This window comes from Sporocytophaga myxococcoides, from assembly GCF_000775915.1.
GTDB classification, from domain to species: domain Bacteria; phylum Bacteroidota; class Bacteroidia; order Cytophagales; family Cytophagaceae; genus Sporocytophaga; species Sporocytophaga myxococcoides_A.
The window spans coordinates 185,827-204,161 of the sequence record NZ_BBLT01000004.1; the positions used below are offsets into that span (position 1 = coordinate 185,827).

Sequence of the window (18,335 nt, forward strand, 5' to 3'; positions counted from 1 at the left end):
TCTACAAGGATATTGCATAATATTATTTTTCCCTCTAATGAAACATAGGGCTTACACCCAATGCTGACAAAATATCACCCCCTCCGGGGGCTCTGTAGGTTTAAGACTTTTACTTGATATAAAACATCTCACTAAAGGCTTTCTTCTATATAAGAAGGACTTCATAAAGTATTGCAAACCTCAATTGTTGCTTTCCGCTTTAAGCTTTTAACTTACTACTTATAACTTACAACTTATCTAGGTCTCGGTGTTACCGGAAGAGGTAGGTAATCTTCATTAAGGATCATCCATTCCTGAAGTTTGCCTTTAAGTTTTTCTTCTATTTCTTTATACTCAGGTTTTCCTGCGAGATTATTGAATTCATTTGGATCTGCTAGTTCATCAAAAAGCTCAAACATTGATCTTCTTTCAGAGAATAAAAGCTTATCCCATTTTTCTTCAAGCTTTCCTTCATTATGAAGTTGCTGGAGTTCAAGCCAGAAAGGTTGTCCTGAGAAGTCTACAGGATAATAAGGCAGTTGCCACAATGCATTATAGATTAACTTATACCTGTCTGAAATAACTGTTCTGCCAAGATCGAAGTGAGCCGTATTCGTGGGAAGGCCTGAACCATGAGCGCCTCTTACAGCATAGATGTATTGGTGTGCCTGGAAGGGTTTATCCTGAAATGAAGGAACAATACTCACTCCAGTAAATTCTTTTGGTGCAGCAATACCTGCGACTTGTAATAATGTAGGAGCAATATCTTCTCCTGATACTAAAATATTGCTTACCTGTCCTGGTTTGATAAGATCAGAAAGGCGCATGATTAACGGAACATTCAATCCTAATTTGTACAATGTACCTTTACCTCTTACAAGTGCACCACCATTGTCTCCCATGAAGACAATCAATGTATTTTTATCCAGTCCTCTTCTCTTAAGTTCTTCAAAAACTTTTCCTACTTCATGATCAAGACGCTGAATTTCTCCAAGATATCCTGCTAAATCTTTTCTTAATAATTTTGTATCAGGCCATCCTTCGGGAATTTTTATAGTATCAGGATCGGGCTCATACTCTTTAGCATTAAAGATTCGGTGAGGATCTGAATAACTTAACTGAAGAAAGAAGGGTTTTCCTTTAGGAATTGTATTCAGAAAGTCTTTATACTGATAATAAATGCTATCCATGTTTCCGGTAGTCTTTAAATAATCTACACGATTCTTAAAGGTCTCCAGGTTATATTTATCAAACACTTCTTCCGATACCGCTGTCGTTCTCGCACCATTTAAGTGAAAATTTCTTCCGCATACACCCGTATAATAACCTCCCTTTCTTAGTAATTCAGGATAAGAAATTACATCTGCTGATAAAGGCGCTGTGAAGCGAGTCATGCGAATGTCAAGTGTAGACCTTCCGGTCATGATAGCTGCTCTTGAAAGGACGCATTGAGGCGCAGTGGTATGAGCCCTGTTATAAATTATGCCTTCTTTGGCAAGTTTATCAATGTTTGGAGTTTTTACAGGATAACCATAGCATCCCAGAAAAGGTACGCTATGGTCATCTGATAAAATGAATAATATATTAGGTTGGTTTTGCTTTTCCTTTTTTACAGTCCCGGCCAACAGGGCACCTGAGAATAAACTTACAATTGTTAAAATTACTCCTGCACTAATTCTTAGCATATATAGATTATTATTTATCACCTTCTACCTTATCCTTTACACATCTGAAGCCAAGGTTATTCGAAGCGCTGGTTACCTCTCCCTTGCCTCTGCTTCCGCTTTTATACCTAATGCAATACTGATCACTGCAAAGGAATGAACCACCCTTTTGAACACGTTTAACTGCTGATGGTTCATCCGGATCAAAGCTATCTTCAGGACCTTGAGGATTTACCTTAGGACTTTTTGCAAAGTAGTCTGGGCGATAGTAATCGTTGCACCATTCCCATACATTTCCTTCCATGTCATACAAGCCGTAAGGATTGGCAGGAAACGTTTTCACAGGTGCAACACCAGCATAGCCATCTTCAATAGTATTGTTATCAGGAAAGTTTCCCTGATAAATATTAGCTGTCCATTTGCCATTGGGTTTTAATTCATTACCCCAATAAAATTTATTATTGCCTTGTCCACCCTGAGCAGCAAACTCCCACTCTGCTTCTGTAGGAAGCCTTTTCCCCGCCCACTTAGCATAAGCAACAGCATCTTCATAACAAACATGAACAACTGGATCATTTTCTTTTCCTTTAATCGATGAAGATGGGCCAAAAGGATGATTCCATGTAGCTCCTGGAACATAAGTCCACCATTGCAATGCATCATTCAGATGTACTTTTCTGTTAGGAGGTGTAAACACTGCCGATCCTGGAACTAACTGATCCGAAGGAACGCCTGGATAATCTTTAGGATCTAAAGCTTGTTCTGCTACAGTTACATAATGTGTGGCTTCTATAAAATTAGCGAACTCAGCATTAGTAACTTCATGCTCGTCCATGTAAAAACCATTTACCGTTACTTCATGTAGTGGATGAGCATCAGGAAAATCTGGATTATCAGACCCCATAAGAAACGTACCTCCTGGTATCCAAACCATTTTAGATTCAGCCTTTATCTGAGAGGATTTTTGCTGTTCGTTCTGTATATCTTTCATTTGAGTATTTCTATTTTGACAAGCAGATAACAGAAGCATGAGAAAAAAAGAAAGGATGGTTCTGTAAGTATTCATTTATTATATTATTTGGTGATTCTGAGTAATAAGGAAGAAGTAATCAAATTAAAATTGTTTTATTCTTACTATACTTATTCTATAGACAAAGTAAACATACAAACGAATTAAATCCTATTAACCCAAAAGTATCTTGGTTTTCGTACAACTAACCCAGGTAGTTAAAACTAATTAACTGAAGGAGTTAGCCAAACTACCCTTTTTGGCCATTAACAGAAATCAAAATCATTTAATTAATTATTAGTAATGCTCAGATTCGCAAATTCTCCTCCCGAGCCTTCACCTGTCCATAAACCAATCATTCCTGATTTTCTGTTATTTAATTTATTTACAACTAAAGAAGGCTTAGTTGCATTATTTACAAAGACCTTCACTTCTTTGTCACCTACTTCTATTCTTGTATGAAACCAATTATTAGGATCAGGTTCCGGCGCTACAGCTTTTTCATATTGTCCATTCTTTTCATCTCTGAGTTTTTTCCAGGGAAAATCAGGATGACTGATATACTGAACAGCATGAATATGTCTAATGGAATCTGTGGCTTTAAAATTGAAAGGCCTGAAGTAAATACCATCAAATGTCTTGTTATCAGCTCCATGGAATGCAACCCCGATAAAGCTCTTCTGCAAAACATCTTTGCCTTTAAGATCCAGCTCTATAATTCCTTTTGAAAAGGTTACTCCTTTTATCCAGACTACTCCTTCTCCATCTTTTTCACTAATCTTTACTGCACTGTATTTCTTATCAGGAGAAGCTGTTACTTCTCTATTGACGACCATCAGCTCCTTTTTAGCAAGAAGCTTACCCAGATCATATTGTGATGATTTCGTCTTCTGCGACAATAATGCTGCTCTTCCGTTACTAACATCACATGCATTTTTCCCTTCTGTTTTTTTAGTTACAGTCTTTGATCCTCCATCAGCTACTTTAGGATCCTGAACATTCTTAAATGCAGGTACTATTATAGCAAACAGACTAAGTCCTATAAAAGCCGCAATAACGGTGGTTCTTTTGTTTTTCATATTTAATTATTCTTTTATAACTGCTTCAGATTTATTCACTGCATAATTCTTCCTCAATTTCGCTGAAAGGTCTTTTACTGTTTCAGCATATTTAGAATCATTGGCAAGATTGGTAAATTCATCTTTATCATTCTGATGATCATACAACTCAACTCCTGCTCTACCTTCATCCCACTCTGTATATCTCCATCTTTCCGTGCGGATACTTCTTCCCATAATATCTTTTCTTTTTACCTGAGTAAAAGCTGGTTTATCCCAGGTAGCAGAAGGATTTTTCAAAAGAGGTGTAAGACTCTTACCTTGCAAATGTCTAGGTGCAGGTAGTCCGCATAACTCAGCAAGTGTCGGATAGATGTCAAGTAGTTCAACCGTTCTGGATGACGCTTTACCACCCTGCCCTGGAACAGATATGATCAATGGTACTCTTGCAGAATTTTCGAATAAGCTTTGCTTCATCCACTGCCCATGCTGGCCAAGGTTATAGCCATGATCACTCCATAAAACAATGATAGTATTTTCAGAAAGTTTTAAACGATCCAGAGCATCCAAAAGTCTGCCCACCTGAGCATCCATAAAAGATACGGTAGCATAATAGGCTCTCTGTGCTTCCCTCCTTTTCTGCTCATCAAGTCCCCAATGAGGAGGAGTTGTAAATAAAGCAGCTTCAGGAACATCCGCTAAATCATTTTCTTTTTCTTTTGCTAAAGGCACTTTGTTTTCATCATATAAATCAAAGTACTTTTGAGGTGCGACATAAGGAGAATGAGGTCTGAAAAATCCTACAGCAAGAAATAATGGTTCATCTTTCTTTTCTTCTAAAATTTTAATAGCCTCATTAACAATTAAACCATCCGTCTGCTCTTCATCAGTCCCTCCTGTTGCTCTATAGGCCAGAGCACTTCCCAGATGTCTTTCAGGTGTAAGATTTTTTATCAGAGCTTCTTCTGCTTTATCTCTGCCTATAGGATTAATTCTCACATTCCAGGAGATAGAATCATCAAGACCATTTGTACCAATCTGACCTGGTACTCCATAATGGAAAATTTTTCCAACACGAGCACTGTAGTAATCATTGTTCTTGAATAACTGAGGCAGCGTTACTACATCAGGAAGATTTTTTCTGAAATGTGTTTGTAATTCATAGACACCATTAACATCAGGTCTTGTACCAGTAAGCAAAGAAGTTCTGCTTGGACTGCACAAAGGAAACTGGTTATAGGCTTTATCAAATCTTACTCCCCTGGCAGCCAATCTGTCAATGTTAGGAGATTTTACGAAAGCATTTCCATAGCAACCTAAATCATTATTAAGATCATCAATAGCTATGAAAAGTACATTATACTTTTTATTTGATTTAGGTTTGTCTACTGGAGAAGCAATAGCAGCTCCAAATATGAAAACAGATAAAACTGAAAAGATAATTTTATTTTTCATTGAATTATAAAATTGTAGCGTTGTAATCTTGATTGAATTATAAATAGTGAGTTAATATTTGACCTTACTTCTCCTCAGAAATTGTTATCTTATCCTTTTTGGCAAATTCAATGACAACTTTTTTCAACTTACCATTGAAGTCAAAAGGAACCTGATATCTATCGGAAACCGGAGCAATGAGATCTCTTCCCACATCAGTTCCATCTACTTTATTTCCTGCATAGACAGTTGCTTCCTTCTTTGTAAAGCTTCTTTCGGCGATCTTTTCATTATTAATGTAAAGCGCTTCAGTCCCTGCAATTTCATTAGCATCACCACCATTAAAATTGTAGTCAAATCGGAATACTGACTTTCCTTTAGGAAGTGGCTTATCTGACACAAGGTGAGCAATCTGATTGTTGGACCTATGAGCGAACAGCAACTTACCTTCTTTTATAAAAAGGCTTATTCCATTATTTTCACCTCCAAGAGCAAACAAAACACCTTCTTCTTTACCAGTTACCAATTCTACTTCTGCTTTAACACTAAATGATTTACCATCATATAAAGGATTGCTCACTCCGACAAGATGATCAACTCCTGGATACAATGTAATCACAGATGATTTCCCATATATACTTCTGCCTTCAGGCATGTTATGAGCAGTAAAGTCCTTCAATGGAAATACATTGTACTTCTTCGCTTCTTCATCAAACAGAGCCTGTAATTCCTTCAGCTTTTCCGGATGTTTTGAAGCAAGGTTGATTCTCTCATTAAAGTCTTCGTTCAGATTATACAACTCCCATACATCCTTGCTGAAATCAATTTTCTTTCCTGACGGGTCTGCTTTTTCACCAATGTTGATAGTCTCCCCTATCTCGTGATGTGCACCGGCCTTCCAGCCATCCTTGTATATTGCCCTGGAACCGGCAATCTCATAATACTGTACAGTATGACGTGATTGAGCTTTTGCATTTTCCACAGAATATGCAAGACTGACCCCTTCTACAGCTTTCTGCTTGTATCCGTTAATTACCTCCGGCACTTCTGCTTTCGCAAGCTCTAAGGTTGTAGGCAACACATCAATAACATGTCCGTACTGATGTCTGATACCTCCTTTATCTTTAATGATTTTAGGATAGGAAATAATAAGAGGATTACGTGTACCTCCTTCCGTATTAGCATCAGCTTTCCAGTATCTGAATGGAGTATTGGTTGCCATTGCCAAACCTATAGGATAATCAGTACTTGATTCATCAGTACCTATGATGTCGCGGGCATTTAATATCGCATCAATACGCTCTTCACCTTTCAACTTGTTTATCTGAGGATTAACAGTACCATATTGAGTTCCTCCTTTGCTGGCTCCGTTGTCACCCAGAACAATGGCAATCAGCGTATTATCCAACTGATCGATCTGCTCTAAATAATTGATGATTCTACCAATCTCATAATCAGTATAGGAATAAAAAGCAGCATATACTTCCATGAAATGAGCGTAAGCCTTCCTCTCCTTTTCAGACAAATCTTTCCAGGCTTTTACATTCGGATTGCATTCAGGCAAGACAGTATTGGCAGGAATAATGCCCAGCTTTTTTTGTCTTTCGATTACAACTTTTCTATACTCATCCCAGCCAAGATCAAATTTACCTTTGTATTTATCTATCCACTCCTTTGCTACCTGATGAGGGGAATGAGTAGCGCCAGTCGCAAGGTACAGAAAGAAAGGTTTTTCAGGATCTGAAGATTTCTGATTTGCAATGTATTTAATTGCTTTATCAGCTAATAACTCATTTAAGTGTTTTGTATTCGGCTCTATGCTTAACTTAGTCTGATCTTCCCATAACTCAGGATGCCACTGATCAGTAGCTCCCGGATGAAAACCATAAAAGTGATCAAAGCCTCTTCCTGTAGGCCATCTGTTGAATGGTCCTGCCTGAGAATTTTCCACAACAGGAGTTAAGTGCCATTTACCTAAAGCAAAAGTATTATAACCATTTTCTCTAAGAATCTCAGCTACCGTTGCCTTTTCAAAAGGAATACGGGTATCATATCCAGGGAAATCAATAGCTGCTGGTGTTAACAAACCTACGTGCACCGAATGGTGGTTTCTACCTGTTAACAATGCAGCTCTTGTTGGAGAGCATATTGCAGTTGTGTGAAAATTGGTAAACTTCAAACCATTATTTGCAATCCTTTCAATATTCGGTGTCTCAACCAGACCTCCGAAAGGAGTTGTGGCCCCGAAACCGGCATCATCAATTAAGATCCATACAATGTTAGGAGCATCTGGTGAGGCTTTTTTATTGAATTGAATTTTGTATGGTACAGACTCTGGTAAAGTCTTACCAATCTCTCCTTCAAACTTTTGCTCCGGACTGTATTGACCGAAGGAAGGAAGAGTTAAAAAAAGAGATGCAATAAATGCAGCTCCTTTAGTTTTAAGGTGGTTACTCATTTTATTAAAAGATTATGTGAATGCAATTAATGACCGCTAACTGGTTTTTCTAGTGATGCTGATTTATTCTGAATAGCCAGTATTTCTTTCTCTATTACTGCAGTTGAACTGAAACCTGTTTTTTGCCATACAATTTTACCATCCTTATATAGTATCAATGTTGGTAAAGAATTTATATTCAGATCTATTCCCAATTGTTTGTTCTCAAAGAATTCAATTTTTACAACTTTAAGATCTTTCGGATGATTTTGAGAAATGCTGTCAATAACAGGTATCAGTTTCTTGCAGCCTCCGCAATATTTTGATCCGATGTCTACAAGCACAATGTTATCAGATTGAATAAGCTTATTATATTGATCGGAAGTAAGGCCGCTCCCGGTAGCACTTTCCACAGGTTTACCAGATCCAACCCAATTACTGAAACCACCAGGGAGTTCATATACTTCTGAAAAACCTTCTGATTGCAACTTCTTTCGCAGAGTCTTACTTCTTCCATTGCCAATAGAATAAACAAATACTGGCTTATTCTTTTTTAATTTGCTCACCTGCTTCTGGTAATCAGCTTCATCAGAGACATTAAGGTTGATTGCCCCTTTTAAATGGTTTTGCTGATATTCTTCAAATGAACGAGCATCGATAATCTGAGCTTTAGCGCCTTCTTTATTCACTTTATCTTCAAACTCTTTAAGTGTTAAAGATATGCTGTTATCTTCCTGTGCCTGTATACTAAGAGAATAAGTAAAAGCAATAGCCAATATGAGTACTAGTCTGATCATGTTTTTCATAGCTTATGTTATTATGTTAAAATTCTTTTTCTCCAAATTCACTAGACGGCAGCTTCACCTTCTTGGCAGACTGGGTTAGACTGTAACTGATATTAATAAGGAATACATCCTTCTCCTGAATGTAATTGGTTGTTGTATAGAAGTTCACTCCTCTTGTTGTTATTCTCTGTTCATTGGAAGGGATCAATCCCAAATCAATATTCTGCCATTGTACCAAAGTGCTCAGCCTTCCATTCAGGAAAGTTTTTTTCAATGATAAATTCGGACTTACAAATCTTGAATCTTCACCTTGTGCAGTCGGCCTTTCAGACAGGTAATTCAGATTAAACTGAAAAGACAAAGTTTTAGATAATTGAAAATTATGGTTGGTATTAAAAGAATAAGCAAAGGCTGAATTCCTTACCTGCACTGTATTATTAAACAGCGTACCAACTATTCTATAGTTATAAATATTTCCTCCCAGATAAACAGACCACCATTTTACAGGCTTCACGTTTATACCTGTCTCAATCCCCCATACATGTGCTTTTCCGGCATTGGTGTATATCCTGTTCAGAATAGTATCATTGTAGGCACTATTCACTCTGTTTACCACATTTTTTATTTCCTGATTGTAAAGGGTAATAAAAACGGAACCTTCATTTTTTATATCTTTTATAAGACCGATTTCGGAGAGGTTTACAAACTCAGGCAGAATTCTCGGATCTCCTTGTTCTAGCGTTTCAGAATGTTCTCTTTCCGGATATGGATTTAATTCATTGCTTGTTGACCTCTGAACCCTTCTGTTGAATCCACCTTTCGCTCTTAATGTGCTATTAAGATTATAACTTAAATTAAGTGAAGGAAATAAGCTTGATAAGTTAAGTTCATAAGGTTCATTAAGTTTATCAGCTTCAAATTTTCTGTAAGAATACTCATATCTAAGTCCGGCTATATAACTTAACTTTTTGCCTTTCCCAGAGTACTGAGAATAAACACTATGAATCTGATTTAAAACCTTGATATCAGAGCTAAATTCAGGAACAATGCTATAATGCCCAGTCCCAAGTATGGCATCTTTATACATATAAGCTCCTGTCTGTTGCTGGTATCTTGCCTGGTATCCGGATTCCAGTTTACCTTTTCCAATATTTAGAGCATAATCAATTTTACCTCTAAGGCCATGGATCGGACTGTTACCAGTGTTCAATACATAATCCATAGTATCAGCATAATTATTTAAGCTGGTATTAAGATTTTTGGTATATCCATCAAGAACAGCATATTCATATAACCCTGACAGAGTCAGTAAAGATTTGTTCCTGAATTTATGGGAATAGTCAATATTTGCTAAAGAGAAATTACCTTGTTTCTTTACGAGATTTGAGTTAAAGTATTCAATACTAGCCAAGGGTTGTTCTGTATTGACATCCTTTTTAAAGTTCTTATAATTTATATCTGCTCTTCTATATTGAACCTTTTGACCATTGTAAAAACCAACATTAAATGTATTGGATTCATTGGGCGTGTATGTCACTAAGGCCCTTGCCGAATAATTGGTCCTTTTAAAACTTCTTTCTCCTTCTGATGGAAAAGAAGTAAACCTGTTATCGAACGTGGTATTTACATCTCCTTCCCTTCTTCCTGCCAAATCATTCTGCTGGTAGCTACCACCTACCGATACATCCCATTTCTCTTTTTTATAATTCAGAGTAGCATCAATTCCGTATCTGTAAGGCTTTTCTCTATTTGAAAAATCATGAATGCTTGGTAGACCGTACTGAACGTTTGAAGTAAAGCTTAAGCCATCATCCACGCCTTTCTTAGTGGTGATATTAATGATACCGGCCTTTCCATCCGCATCATACTTAGCAGAGGGAGAAGTTATGATCTCTATATTTTCAATAGCATTTGCAGGAATCTGAGAAAGCACTGTCTTCAGGTCACTTAAAACAGGTTTTTCATTTACAAGAATCAAAAAGCCAGCAGAGCCTCTTAGTCTTATATCACCCTCAGCATTCACACTTACAGAGGGCATGTTTTTCAGAACATCTATAGCTGTCCCACCTTTTGCGGCGTCAATCTGATTTGCTTTAAAAACCTGCTTAAAAGGCGTTTGCTGTTGTCCCTTTACTACCACTTCTTTTAAAGAGGATGAATCCTCTTCTGTTAAAATATCTCCAAGGTTAATCGGGTTTTTACCGTCTGTTGCTATGTTCTTTATTTCCCCGGAATTATAACCAATTGAGGTAACCTTCAAATCATAAATACCGGACTTCAAATTTTTAAATTCAAATACTCCGGTACTATCGGTTAATCGGCCATCAAGCAGAACATTATCTTCTCCCTTGTAAATAGTGACATTTACAAACTCAATTGGATTCCCATTAAAAGAATTTATGATTCGCCCCTTAATAGTTGACTGGGCGTAAGCTCCAGTAACCCAAAAGGAAAGAACCATTAACAGAAAATTTCTTTCTCTCATCTATTTAGTTTTTATTCATATTATTAAGATTAGCTATTTAAGTCCCGTTGATAATAATGAACATATTAGGTAAAACTTTCAATAGACCTCACCCTAAATCCCTCTCCTGGAGGAGAGGGACTTTAATGTGTATGTTATTAGTTATATCACTTTTAATTCAACTTTTTATCGTAGACTGTTCCCTTCTTCTTCAAGAGAAGGGTTAGGGATGAGGTTTACTTGAATTTGATATGGGACTATATAATTAATCTCTATACATTTTATTTATCCTTCTCATCATTTGAAGAAACTTCCTCAACAGCCTGCTCAATTACAATCTTCGAAACCACACCGTTAAATGGAGCAGGTGCCTTATAGCTATTCGTTACCGGTACGTTAAGATCCTTCCCCACGCTAATTCCCTCGCTGGCAATGGAGTTCAGATAGCTGTTTCTTGATTTGAAATTTTGACTACCAAATTTTTCATTATTGATGAATATGGCCACAGAGGTCAGATCAGGAAAATCTATTTTGACAGTATTTTTACCAGGCGGCAACTGTTTATCAGAAATAAAAGTAATCTCCTTAACACCGTCATTTAAAGTATAATGCAGTTTTCCATTATTAAAATAAAGAGCATTTCCACCGGAATATCCACCACTTGCGAATACAACTCCCTGTGGAACTTCTTTAGGTATTTCTACCTCAACAGTAATCTGCAAAGGCTTCTTTCCAATATTTATTTTGGTCTTACCTGTCGTTCCCTGATAGATAATAGATTTCTTTCTTACTGCAGGCTCAGGTACTCCAGCTCTGTAGTCTCTTAATGGATATACATTATTCTTTCTGGCTTCTGTATCAAACAAAGCTTTCAATTCATTAAGCTTATCAGGATATTTTGAAGCAAGATCTTTTAATTCAGTAGGATCATCTATAAGGTTATAGAGTTCCCATTTATCTTCAGAAAAAGGACGAGGACTAAAATTAGGATCGCTATTTCCTGTCTCACTGAAGATATTTCTTGGATGGTATACAGAAGCTTTCCATCCATCTTTATAGATAGCTCTTCCCCCATGCAATTCATAGTATTGAATAGTATGTCTGGTTTGTGCTTGTGCATTTTCAAAAGTATTATTGAAAGCTGTTCCATGAAAAGGAACTTGTTTGTAACCATTTATAACTTCAGGCACTTTAACTCCGGTTAACGCAATGGTAGTAGGAAGAATATCCGTAACATGTCCGTATTGAGCTCTGATTACACCTTTATCTTTAATTCCTTTAGGATAATGTACAATCAATGGATTGCGGGTACCACCCTCTGAATTTGCATCACTTTTCCAGTATCTGAAAGGCGTATTCATGGCCTGTGACCAGCCCAAAGGGTAATTCGGAGAAGTCAGTTCAGTCCCTATTTTATCTATGTTTGCTAAAAGGAATGATATGTCATCGCCATTTGCTTTATTTGCAGTTCCAAGCGTTCCAGTGTAGGTTCCTTCTTTACTTCCTCCGTTGTCTCCTATTAAAAGAAATATTGCAGTATTATCAAGTTGATCGATCTGCTTCAAATAATTTACTACACGGCCTATTTCATAATCTGTATAAGAAAGGAATCCTGCATACACTTCAATGAAACGTGCAAAGACCTTTTGTTCTTCAGGTGATAAAGAGTTCCATGCTTTTATTCCGTTCTGACGAGGTGGCAAGGTTGCATTCTTAGAAATATAACCAAGGTCTTTTTGTCTTTTAAAGACAGCTTCTCTATAGGCATCCCAGCCTTTATCAAATTTGCCTTTATACTTATCACTCCATTCTTTGGCTACCTGATGCGGTGAGTGTGTTGCTCCCGGAGCTAAGTATAGAAAAAATGGTTTATCAGGATCTGCTGATTTTTGATTTGCTATATAGGCAATAGCTTTATCAGCCAAAAGCTCATTAAGATGCTTGGTATTAGGCTCTATATCTATAAAGTTATTTTCTTCAACCAGATTCGGGTGCCACTGATCTGTTGCACCTCCCAGGAATCCATAAAAATGTTCAAATCCCCTTCCTGTTGGCCATCTGTTATATGGACCGGCAACAGTTAGATCTTTAGATACCTGACCATGCCATTTCCCCAAAGCAAAAGTATTGTATCCATTTTCTTTAAAGATCTCTGCAACAGTTCCTGCTTCAAAAGGGATATCACCATTATATCCTGGTGTTCCGATTCCCAGCTCAGCATGATGTCCCATTCCCACAGAATGAGAATTTCTGCCTGTCAGCAAAGAAGCTCTTGTCGGACTGCATAAACCTGTTGTATGGAAATTGGTATACCTTAAACCATTATTGGCAAGGTATTCAAATGTTGGTGTTTCAATAAGACCTCCAAATGCAGAAGTGGCACCGAAGCCAACATCATCAAGCATGATCCATACTACATTTGGAGCACCTTTAGGTGCTTTCACTCTTTCAGGCCAAACCTGCTCTGTTCCTTCCAGAGTGTTTCCTATTTTTCCTGTAAACGGCTTTGCAGGATCATGTTGAGCAAAGGAACTGACAGGTACCAGAAAACTTATAATCAAGCCTGATAAAACAGGCTTGATTATGGATTTTGAATAATGCAGCAGGAATTTCTTTTTCATCTTTCTTGTTTTAAGGCTATGCAATATGAACAGTAGGTTTTATTACAACCATCCTGGATTTTGCTCCAGATTAGGATTCAGATCAATTTCCTGTTGAGGTATCGGGAACAGATAATGTTTTGCGCTAGCATTAGTCTTTCCTACTTTATGCAAGCTGCTTTCAAGTATTCCATTACCGGCAGCATCTCTTTCTCTGATAAGATCAAACCATCTCTGATATTCAAATACAAACTCCAGTCTTCTTTCCAGATAAAGCGAATCCCTGAACTGATGTTGAGACAGACCTTCAGTCAGATCATCAAGACCTGCTCTTCTCCTAACCTTGTTAATGTTCGTATAAGCAATACCAGTTGGGCCATTCAGTTCATTTTCAGCTTCTGCAAGAATCAATAATACTTCAGAGAATCTTATAATAGGAACATTTGCTCCTGACTCCGCAAGGTTTGAAACGTTAGCAGGATCCCAGTATTTATTAAAGAAGGGAACAGAATCTCCGGGGATTGCAGGATCATTTAACCTTCCATACCAATTACCGTTAGTCGGACTTTTGAATTTCGTAACGAAAGTCACATCACGTCTCTTATCCTTTTTAGAATACAACTTATAGACACTGAAAAACTTATCAACTCCTCCTGGCTTAGTGGCATCAGGTACAGAATAGAATACTACCTGATCTGCATAGGAGCCTACAATTCCTGGAACACCAGTTAATACTGATCTTGGTGCCTGGTTATTTCCCTGTCCCTGAGAAACGGATTTAAACTGAGCAGAGAAAATATGCTCAGGACCATTTTTATAAATTGGAAGGAAAACTTCAGCATAGTTCTGAACGAGGTTATAACCATAAGGCCCGGTGATTACTTCATTCGCTTTAAGGATAGCATTCTCCCATTTTCTTTGTGTCAGATAAACTTTCGCTAACAATGCCTTTGCAGCTCCTGCTGTAGCGCGACCTGCATCAGCACCTCCGGCAATAGGATCAAGGACAGTAGACGCTTCTATCAGATCTTTTTCAATCTGTGCATAAACTTCCTGAACTGTATTTCTTCTCGGCTTTGAATGCGCTTCTTCAAGTGTCGATAGATCTTTTAATATCAAAGGAACGCCTCCATATAGTCTTACAAGATTAAAGTAATAAAGGGCTCTTAGAAACTTTGCTTCTCCTATCAGTCTTTCTCTTAATTTTGTATTCGCTCCAAAATCAATCCCAGGGATTTTTTCAATAGCTATATTTGCTTTTTTGATTCCTGAATAATGTTGTTGCCATATCTGTAATACACGCAGACCTGTTGATGCATGGCCCAGAACAGATTGAGATCTAACATCAGGGTTAGTTGCTCCGGGACCAGGGTTTTCATCATCTCCCATAAAATTCATACCTGTATTAAACAAAGTATTATATGGAGTCTGAACAGCATTACTTCCTGCATTTAACAGAAAATAAATTGAATTGACTGCAGTTACCGCATCTGATGGAGTCTTATAAAAGTCATTAGCTGCCATAAATGACTCTGGTTCCTCTTCAAGTTTAGCACAGGAAAAAATACTTACCGCTAATCCTATTAATATATATATCGACTTCTTCATTTCTTTGTTGATTTTAAAAGGTATTTAGATTATTAAAAGGAGAATGAAAGGCCTCCAAGGAATGTCTTACTATTCGGATAAGCACCATTATCTACACCCTGATCAATTGCAGACTGACCATTGCTGCTGACCTCTGGATCATATCCGGTATATTTTGTCAGAGTCAGATAGTTCTGCAATGATATATATACTCTGATGTTCTTAACCTTCGCCTTATTTACAAGGTGCTCAGGAAAAGTATATCCGAATGTCAGGTTCTTAAGTCTTATATAGGAAGCATCTTCTATAAATCTGTCGGAAATTGTAGCTGCAGGATCCTGATATGCACTATGAACATCAGTATTGGTATTAGTAGGAGTCCATCTGTTCAACAGCGTTGTAGAAGCACCGGTATATCCAGTTCCCAGTTCAAGGGTTGCCCTGTTCTGATTATAAAGTTTATTTCCGTAAGATGTTTGTAAAAATATACTTAAGTCAAAGTTGCGATAGCTGAAGGTGTTTGTCAAACCAGCTATAAACTTAGGCTGATTGGCAATAATTACCCGGTCACCTGCCTGTGTAATTTTGCCATCACCATTGATATCTTTGTATTGCTGACCACCAGGATTCTTGTTTGCGGCAGGTGTTAATGCTTTATCAGGAGATGTACCTACTGGTATAACACCATCTGTCTGATAAACTATAAAAGAACCTATTGGCTTTCCAACTGCAGCAATGGAAGGTAATGCACTGTTAGGAATGATCTGTTCAATTCCATCACCTAAACTTAACACTTTATTTCTGTTTACTGCGTATACGAGGCTAGTGCTCCACTGGAACTTACCTATAAGGTTTTTGGAAGAAACAGCAAGTTCAAATCCTTTATTTTCAACAGCCCCATAGTTTTGATAAACCTGAGGATTAGGTGTAGAAAGAGATCCATTTACGACTACAATGTTCCAAAGTCCGGATGTAGACGGAAGAGGCACGTTCAACAATAAATCTGTTGTCTTTTTATAATAGATATCAGCAGCAATAACAATTCTGTTTTTCAACAAACCCAGATCAGCTCCGAAATCATATTGAGCTGTTTTTTCCCAGGTTAAATTCGGGTTAGCAATAGAGTTTGGTGCAAAACCTGATACTGTGTTATTTCCGAAGTTATATCTGTAGTAAGATAATTGTGAGAAGGACTGATAAGAAGGAATCTGTTGATTACCGATAAGACCAGCACTTAGTCTGAATTTCAAGTGTCCAAGATTTTTAATCTGAGAAAGGAAGTCCTCGTTGCTTGCATTCCAGGCAACCGCTGCAGATGGGAAGTATCCCCATTTATGTCCTGGAGCAAACTTAGAAGAACCATCAGCTCTTAAAGACACTGTTAATAGATATTTTTCTCTATAGCCATAGTTAACCCTTCCCAGGAAAGATCTCAAAGCCCATCTGCTTGCAAAAGAAGAAGGAGAAGGTGCAAATCCACTTGATCTGATGGATGTCACATTACCTGCCTCCTGATTGTTATAATCAAATGCATCTGTTGCATATCCGCTTGAACCGGAAACAGAGCCTTTCGTCACTGATTCCTGTTGGGTAAAACCTGCAAGGACATTCAGGTTATGCACATTTCTAATCCTCCTTGTGTAGTTGATTGTATTTTCATTCAACCAGTTGGTAGAGAATATAGATCCCACCTGAGCCAATCCACCAAAGCCAGAACCTTCGTAAACAGTAGAAGGTAAATATCTGTTCTGTTTATTATTAAGTACATCCGCTCCAGCAAGCACCTTGAATGTCAATCCTTCAAAGATTTTATATTCTGCTGAAACATTTCCCAGGAAACGTCCTGTCTTAGTTTCGTTTATTTGGTTCTTGAGTGTATTGATCGGGTTTCCGTATACTCCTTCAAAAAGATTTCTTAATACAAATGATCCGTCAGGATTATAGATAGGCACGGCAGGAGACATTAACAATAAGGCCGGAACCACCGCCTGAGGCGCTACATTGGAAGAGATCTGGCTTGCTGTGATATAGGAGCCGATTCTTAATCTATTGCTGTACTCATGGTCAAGATTCAATCTTCCGGAATATCTTTCGAAGTCAGTGTTAATTAAGACACCATCCTGTTTAAAATAATTACCTGAAATTGCAACTCTTGTTTTATCATTACCGGTAAGTACTGAAAGATTGTGATTCTGTATGGCAGCTTGTCTGAATGCAGCTTTTTGCCAGTCTGTACCTTCTCCAAGGCTGTCTAATTGTGCAGCAGTATATTGGGGAGATTTATTAGAGTTTATCAAAGCATCATTTCTAAGAGCTCCCCATTCTTTTGCATTCATTAGTGGAATCTCTCTGACAACACTTTGTACCCCTGCATATCCATCATAGTTGATAGAAGAGTTATTATAACTCCCTTTTTTTGTTGTTACAATAACAACACCATTTGCACCTCTTGAACCATAGATGGCAGTGGCAGAAGCATCTTTAAGTACATCTATAGATTCAATATCTGATGTGTTAATGGATGATAAGGGATTGATCTTGGATCCATTGGTTACACCAGCGTCGTTGCTTGCATTATCATTGTATATCGGAAAACCGTCGATAACATATAGCGGTTCTGTACCTGCAGTAATGGAGTTATTTCCTCTAATCTGCACTGAGGTTCCACCTCCCGGCTGTCCGGTAGATTGTGTTACCTGGACACCTGCAACAGACCCTTGCAACAGACGCTCAACAGAGCTAACAGGTTGTTTCAGGCTTTCTACAGGAACAGTAGCTACAGACCCTGTTAAATCACTTCGCTTTTGAGTTCCATAACCAACTACTACAACTTCGTTAAGCAGTTGACGGCTCTTTAACTGGATATTTAAATCTTCTTCAGGAGCTTCATACACTTCAACTTCTTTAGTTTCATAACCTGAATATTGAAGCACAAGTGTAAACGGGTAAGAATGGTCAGTCTTTAATTCATAATTACCATCTATATCTGTGATAGTACCTTCTTTGGTACCTTTTATCTGAATTACGGCTCCTACTGCCGGCTCCGAAGTTTTATCATCAACAACTCTTCCTTTAATAACAGTTTGCGCAACCGCAACACCCTGCACAATCAGGATTAAGGAGAAGGCTATAAAGAGGTACTTAAATTTAAAAGTGGTATAGCGTTTTTTCATTCGGCAGTTTTTAAATAATTAAAATATTATACAAACTCTATCGGATAGGTATACAAAAATACAGAACTTAAAATCATTGCCAATTGGGAAGTCTATCTATTTGAACATCTTACCACTAAAAAAAGGAAAACCTATTATCTCCTAG

At 37.6% G+C, this 18,335-nt stretch carries 10 protein-coding genes; all 10 read right to left on the reverse strand.

Going from position 1 to position 18,335, the window contains the following annotated elements:
• Window positions 1-233: 233 nt before the first annotated feature.
• Window positions 234-1,664: a sulfatase family protein gene (locus tag MYP_RS11020; protein ID WP_045463853.1), complete on the reverse strand. Its 1,431-nt coding sequence runs from the start codon at window positions 1,662-1,664 to the stop codon at window positions 234-236.
• A 10-nt stretch (window positions 1,665-1,674) separates the two neighbouring features.
• The gene (locus tag MYP_RS11025; RefSeq protein WP_231570034.1) at window positions 1,675-2,634 is read right to left on the reverse strand and encodes a formylglycine-generating enzyme family protein; all 960 of its coding nucleotides are present in this window, start codon (window positions 2,632-2,634) and stop codon (window positions 1,675-1,677) included.
• 308 nt (window positions 2,635-2,942) lie between these two features.
• Complete coding sequence (locus MYP_RS11030) at window positions 2,943-3,731, reverse strand: family 16 glycoside hydrolase (RefSeq protein WP_052430104.1); 789 nt, start codon at window positions 3,729-3,731, stop codon at window positions 2,943-2,945.
• Window positions 3,732-3,737: 6 nt separating this feature from the next.
• Window positions 3,738-5,165 (reverse strand): sulfatase, encoded by a 1,428-nt coding sequence (locus MYP_RS11035; protein ID WP_045463043.1) that lies wholly within the window; start codon window positions 5,163-5,165, stop codon window positions 3,738-3,740.
• A gap of 64 nt (window positions 5,166-5,229) precedes the next feature.
• Complete coding sequence (locus tag MYP_RS11040; RefSeq protein WP_045463046.1) at window positions 5,230-7,602, reverse strand: arylsulfatase; 2,373 nt, start codon at window positions 7,600-7,602, stop codon at window positions 5,230-5,232.
• A 26-nt stretch (window positions 7,603-7,628) separates the two neighbouring features.
• Window positions 7,629-8,387, reverse strand: coding sequence for a rhodanese-like domain-containing protein (locus tag MYP_RS11045; protein WP_045463049.1), 759 nt, complete (start codon window positions 8,385-8,387; stop codon window positions 7,629-7,631).
• Between the two features lie 16 nt (window positions 8,388-8,403).
• Entirely contained in the window at window positions 8,404-10,851 is a 2,448-nt protein-coding gene (locus MYP_RS11050; protein WP_045463051.1) for a TonB-dependent receptor domain-containing protein, read from the reverse strand.
• 260 nt (window positions 10,852-11,111) lie between these two features.
• Window positions 11,112-13,451: an arylsulfatase gene (locus MYP_RS11055; RefSeq protein WP_045463053.1), complete on the reverse strand. Its 2,340-nt coding sequence runs from the start codon at window positions 13,449-13,451 to the stop codon at window positions 11,112-11,114.
• 42 nt (window positions 13,452-13,493) lie between these two features.
• The gene (locus MYP_RS11060) at window positions 13,494-15,038 is read right to left on the reverse strand and encodes a RagB/SusD family nutrient uptake outer membrane protein (RefSeq protein ID WP_045463055.1); all 1,545 of its coding nucleotides are present in this window, start codon (window positions 15,036-15,038) and stop codon (window positions 13,494-13,496) included.
• Between the two features lie 32 nt (window positions 15,039-15,070).
• Window positions 15,071-18,190: a SusC/RagA family TonB-linked outer membrane protein gene (locus MYP_RS11065; RefSeq protein WP_052430105.1), complete on the reverse strand. Its 3,120-nt coding sequence runs from the start codon at window positions 18,188-18,190 to the stop codon at window positions 15,071-15,073.
• Window positions 18,191-18,335 lie beyond the last annotated feature (145 nt).

Coding starts and splice junctions, on each gene's coding strand:
- MYP_RS11020 (WP_045463853.1), bottom strand. CDS start 1,664: ATGCTAAGAATTAGTGCAGGAGTAATTTTAACAATTGTAAGTTTATTC.
- MYP_RS11030 (WP_052430104.1), bottom strand. CDS start 3,731: ATGAAAAACAAAAGAACCACCGTTATTGCGGCTTTTATAGGACTTAGT.
- MYP_RS11045 (WP_045463049.1), bottom strand. CDS start 8,387: ATGAAAAACATGATCAGACTAGTACTCATATTGGCTATTGCTTTTACT.
- MYP_RS11060 (WP_045463055.1), bottom strand. CDS start 15,038: ATGAAGAAGTCGATATATATATTAATAGGATTAGCGGTAAGTATTTTT.
- MYP_RS11055 (WP_045463053.1), bottom strand. CDS start 13,451: ATGAAAAAGAAATTCCTGCTGCATTATTCAAAATCCATAATCAAGCCT.
- MYP_RS11050 (WP_045463051.1), bottom strand. CDS start 10,851: ATGAGAGAAAGAAATTTTCTGTTAATGGTTCTTTCCTTTTGGGTTACT.
- MYP_RS11065 (WP_052430105.1), bottom strand. CDS start 18,190: ATGAAAAAACGCTATACCACTTTTAAATTTAAGTACCTCTTTATAGCC.
- MYP_RS11025 (WP_231570034.1), bottom strand. CDS start 2,634: ATGAAAGATATACAGAACGAACAGCAAAAATCCTCTCAGATAAAGGCT.
- MYP_RS11035 (WP_045463043.1), bottom strand. CDS start 5,165: ATGAAAAATAAAATTATCTTTTCAGTTTTATCTGTTTTCATATTTGGA.
- MYP_RS11040 (WP_045463046.1), bottom strand. CDS start 7,602: ATGAGTAACCACCTTAAAACTAAAGGAGCTGCATTTATTGCATCTCTT.